Origin of the sequence: Protofrankia sp. Cj3, assembly GCF_917627355.1 — a bacterium.
GTDB lineage: Bacteria > Actinomycetota > Actinomycetes > Frankiales > Frankiaceae > Protofrankia.
Genome location: NZ_CAKJTR010000297.1, coordinates 1 through 3,768, shown reverse-complemented (window position 1 = coordinate 3,768; position 3,768 = coordinate 1). Strand labels below are relative to the sequence as shown.

The following is a 3,768-nucleotide window of genomic DNA, read 5'->3' as shown; positions in this document are numbered from 1 at the left end:
GCCCGTTCCCGTGGTTCGACCATCGCAATACCGTGAGGTGAACGCTGTCGACCTCAAACGTCGGTCGGTCCGGTTGCGTCTTCAACCTCGGACATGAGGAGACGCAGGGTCAGGCTGTGCTTTTCCGGTGGGAGCTTGTCCAGTGCGGTTTGTGCGTACGCGACGCCTCCGGCCTTGTCACCAGCACGGGCCAGCATCAGCCCTTTGTGCATCTCTAGGTGGGTCGCGAACCGGGGCAGGCTAGCGGGCAACGTCGCGGACGCGGTGTCCTGGGCGCGTAGTGCGCCGTTCTCGTCTCCTAGCCTCGCGAGCAACAGGGACTCGAAGACGTTCATCCGCCAATAGGGAACGGCGTAGTCCGATTCCTGTTCGTCGCTTCCAGCGACGTCGAAGATCCGGCGACCCTGGTCTAGAAGAGTGAGCGCCGTTTGATCGTCGCCACGAATTGCCGCGACGTGCGCGCGTCCCATGACCGCGTTCAGCCTGCCGAGTGAGGGCCGGTCGTCTATCTGCTCAGCCTCCCTCGCGAGCGTCTCAGCGACGCCTAGAGCCGCACCCTCGTATCCCAGGGCGATAGCGGCGCGTCCACGCACCCATACCCGCGTAGCCGGATCTCCCGACCGATCAGCGGCCTGCGTCGCCGTGCGGTACCAGGTGACGGCCTTGACGCCGTCGCTGCCGGGGTAGGTCTTGGCGTACAGAGTTGCCAGCCGTGCGGCAATCTCCCACCGTTCCGGCCGGTCGAGCTGCTGTTGGATCACGAGCATGTCAGCGGTGAGCCGCTTCTGTATTTCGCCTGCGCCCAACGACATGTAGTCGCGCCCGTAGTTCGTCAGAACCTCGCGCCACTCGTCCACGTCCGGGCCACCGGCCAGGGCGGCCGAGAATCCGCCGTGGATCAGATCAGAGGCAATGATCGGAGCTATGCCGGTAGCGACAGCGGCAATGCTGGTGAAGCGGCGACGGTCCACGTTCTCATCCTCCAGAACCTCTAGCGGGACCTGTAGGACTCCGGCGAGATGCCTTAGCCAGAAGGCATTAGGGCATCTGATCGCGCCGCGTTCCCACCGGGAGACGGTCTCGCGGGTGATCGTGCTCCCGTCGGACGCCTTGACCAGTTCGGACGCCAAGCGTCCTTGCGACCACCCACGGGCCGAGCGTAGCTCTCGGATCAGGTCGCCAACCGCCATGAGCCCATGATGCCCCTACCTCTGCCCCTAGTGACATCGGCGCAGGGTGACCATTCTGTGTCTAGGCGTATTGGTACCGCATTCGCGGGCCACGCACGACCGGGGCGCCCGCCTAGCGGCCCCCTGGCGAGCGCGGACCAGGCCGCAGAACGGCAAGCGGGGAGCAGAGGATGGATCTTGAAGAGACGTACGTGGTCGTCCCGCCAGGCGACGACACGAACACGTCCCTACAGTGGATCGTCGTTCACGCCGAACCGACGGCGGAGCTACGCCAGCGCGCCACGGATGCCGCCTGGCAGGAAGATGTGACGGCGGACGAACCGCTGGAGGCTGTCGCGGCGTACGACCGGGAAGACATCGCGCACGCCGCGTGCCGTCTGCTGAATCAGGCCGCCCAGGATGCCGCGCAGCGGCACGCCGATTCGATACCCGATCGTCTCGATTTTTGGGGTTCGCCTCTCCGTCCGTACCGGTGGGGACATCGCCCGGTGACAGCAACCGGACTACCGATCCGAACACCTTCCCCGGTGCGGCCAGATCAACGCCTTTCAGGTCCAGACGTCGACCTTCCGACGCTGTAAAGAGTCGTCGACCGCCTTCAAGTGCTGTTCTAGGGCCATGAGCGAACCCCACAGCGAGCGCGCCGAGCTGCTACGCAAGATTTTTGATCCGGGTACGCCTGACGACGCCGTGCGTCAAGCTCTTGCCCATGTCCTGTCGTTGGAGTTACCCCCTCCCCTTAGCCATCCCGTCACATTTTCCGGGACGCAGGGTCTAACCGGCTACGCGGTGGGTCAAGAAAGCGTGGTTGATGCGGTACACAGCACCGTTCGGCGGGTGCTGTTCGGCGATCGTCCGAGTCCAGTCCGTCTAAACGTCTCGCTGCGCGCGGACGGGCCGAAGTAGATGAACGTACACCCCCACCTTCCCGCATCTGGCATGAAGGAGAAACGATGAATGCCCCGGTCGTCTTCTTTCACAACGTCGGCTATCTCCGCGTACCCGGCTTAGTCGGCGCCGAGGAATGCGCCAATCTCCGCGAGATCGCTGACCGTGTCGCCGAGCAGCCGTACAACGGACAGGTCACCAACAAGCCTGGACGAACGAGAATCGATCGCGCTGTGTCGATGGATCCGGCGTACCTCGCAATTGCGACCTCCGACCGGCTACTAAATGCTCTAGATCCGGTCCTCGGACCTAATGTCGAGTTGGTAGAAAACCGTCACAACCATCTCAGTACCTATCGCGAGCCCTCGACGGACCGGCTCCACAGAGACGTCTTGCAATGGAGTCGCAGTATTCTTACCGTTCTCGTCTACCTTTCGGACTGCACTGATCTCGCGTCAGCCACGCGGATTATCCCCGCAAGCCATCTATGGCCGTCTACTGGTCGTCCCAACAACGGCGGTACGTGGCTTGATCAATCACCGGTCTATTCCTCGATGGGTGACCAGGCGGTGCCCCTGCCTGCCTCGGCGGGTGACGCTATCCTGATGCACGGGCAGCTCTACCACGCGGGAGGTGGCGCGTCGGCCGAGGGGCCTCGGGTAGTGTTGACCCTTGCGTACCGAAGTGTTGACGAACTATCCGAGGAAGACCCCCGACGGTGCCGGCTAGTAAACGGTCGGCGCATCTACTCCGGCCGAAACGAGCTATCCCATGCCTAACCTTTCCGATCTCTCGCCCGTAACCGAAGACGACTATGCAAACGTCCTTGGCCATCTAGTCTCTCACAGGGATGAATGGACGGCGCAGCTTCGGGCGGGACAGCGGGATCTCGCCGATCACCTCGGCACGGCAGGTTACAAGTCGTTCCTGGCCGAGGAACGGCCGAACACGATGGATGGGAACGGCGACATCGAGCCTGGCACGGTAGTCGTCGACGCGCGGCTGAAGGAAGCTCACGCCGTTGTCGCCAAGATGCGCCGATTCGGCGAACCGCTGCGCGTCATGCTGGACGTATGGGGTTACCGGCTGGTGATCGCATCGGAGGATGCCCTCGAAGCTGTAGCCACGTGTTGCGAGGCACTTTGGTTGACACCCGAACCTTCCGAACTTCTACTCAGACACGGTGAACTTCAGTTCGCCCCTTGGCGTGATTACAGGCAACGTGACCACGCGGGGCTTTCTGCGGCGACGACTAACAATTACGACCAAGCGATTCACCTCAACCGTAAGGCGCCTTTCGGTATCGCCGAGATCCAGGTTCTGACGTTCGACCTCTATCGGCGGGTACATTGCGATCCAGCGAGCGAGGACAGTCATGACAACTTCGTGGCACGCCGTCAAGCTCTCTTCGTACGCGGCGACAAGACGTGACGGGCGCAATCGTATTAGCGGCCGGGCCGGGTACTCGTCTCGGCGACCTCGGCGCCCGGATGCCTAAAACAATGCTCCCTGTGGCCGGGCGGCCTTACCTGGAACATCTCGTATGCCGTCTTCTGCGCCAAATTACGACCGGTGGTCGTGGCCGTCCACCATCACGAAGACATGATCCGGGAACACTTCAACGGCGAGCTTTCCAGGGCTGACCTCCTGTTCGTCCACACCAACCAGCCTGGACAGGTTCCGACCTGTT

Annotated in this window: 5 protein-coding genes; 4 read left to right on the top strand and 1 reads right to left on the bottom strand. The window is 62.7% G+C overall.

All coding sequences use genetic code 11. From position 1 onward, the window contains the following. Positions 1-53: 53 nt before the first annotated feature. Positions 54-1,190, bottom strand: a complete 1,137-nt coding sequence (locus tag MJ783_RS22610; RefSeq protein WP_239375846.1) for a helix-turn-helix domain-containing protein — start codon at positions 1,188-1,190, stop codon at positions 54-56. Between the two features lie 170 nt (positions 1,191-1,360). Here MJ783_RS22610 and MJ783_RS22605 point away from each other — a divergent pair, with 170 nt between their 5' ends. From MJ783_RS22605 to MJ783_RS23825, 4 genes are all read left to right on the top strand, one after another. Further along, positions 1,361-1,771: a hypothetical protein gene (locus tag MJ783_RS22605; protein WP_239313760.1), complete on the top strand. Its 411-nt coding sequence runs from the start codon at positions 1,361-1,363 to the stop codon at positions 1,769-1,771. Between the two features lie 372 nt (positions 1,772-2,143). Beyond that, entirely contained in the window at positions 2,144-2,857 is a 714-nt protein-coding gene (locus MJ783_RS23830) for a phytanoyl-CoA dioxygenase family protein (protein WP_370651782.1), read from the top strand. Continuing rightward, positions 2,850-3,509, top strand: a complete 660-nt coding sequence (locus MJ783_RS22600) for a hypothetical protein (protein WP_239313757.1) — start codon at positions 2,850-2,852, stop codon at positions 3,507-3,509. The genes MJ783_RS23830 and MJ783_RS22600 overlap by 8 nt, the downstream gene beginning before the upstream one ends. Continuing rightward, entirely contained in the window at positions 3,506-3,721 is a 216-nt protein-coding gene (locus MJ783_RS23825) for an NTP transferase domain-containing protein (protein ID WP_370651781.1), read from the top strand. The genes MJ783_RS22600 and MJ783_RS23825 overlap by 4 nt, the downstream gene beginning before the upstream one ends. Positions 3,722-3,768: the final 47 nt, after the last annotated feature.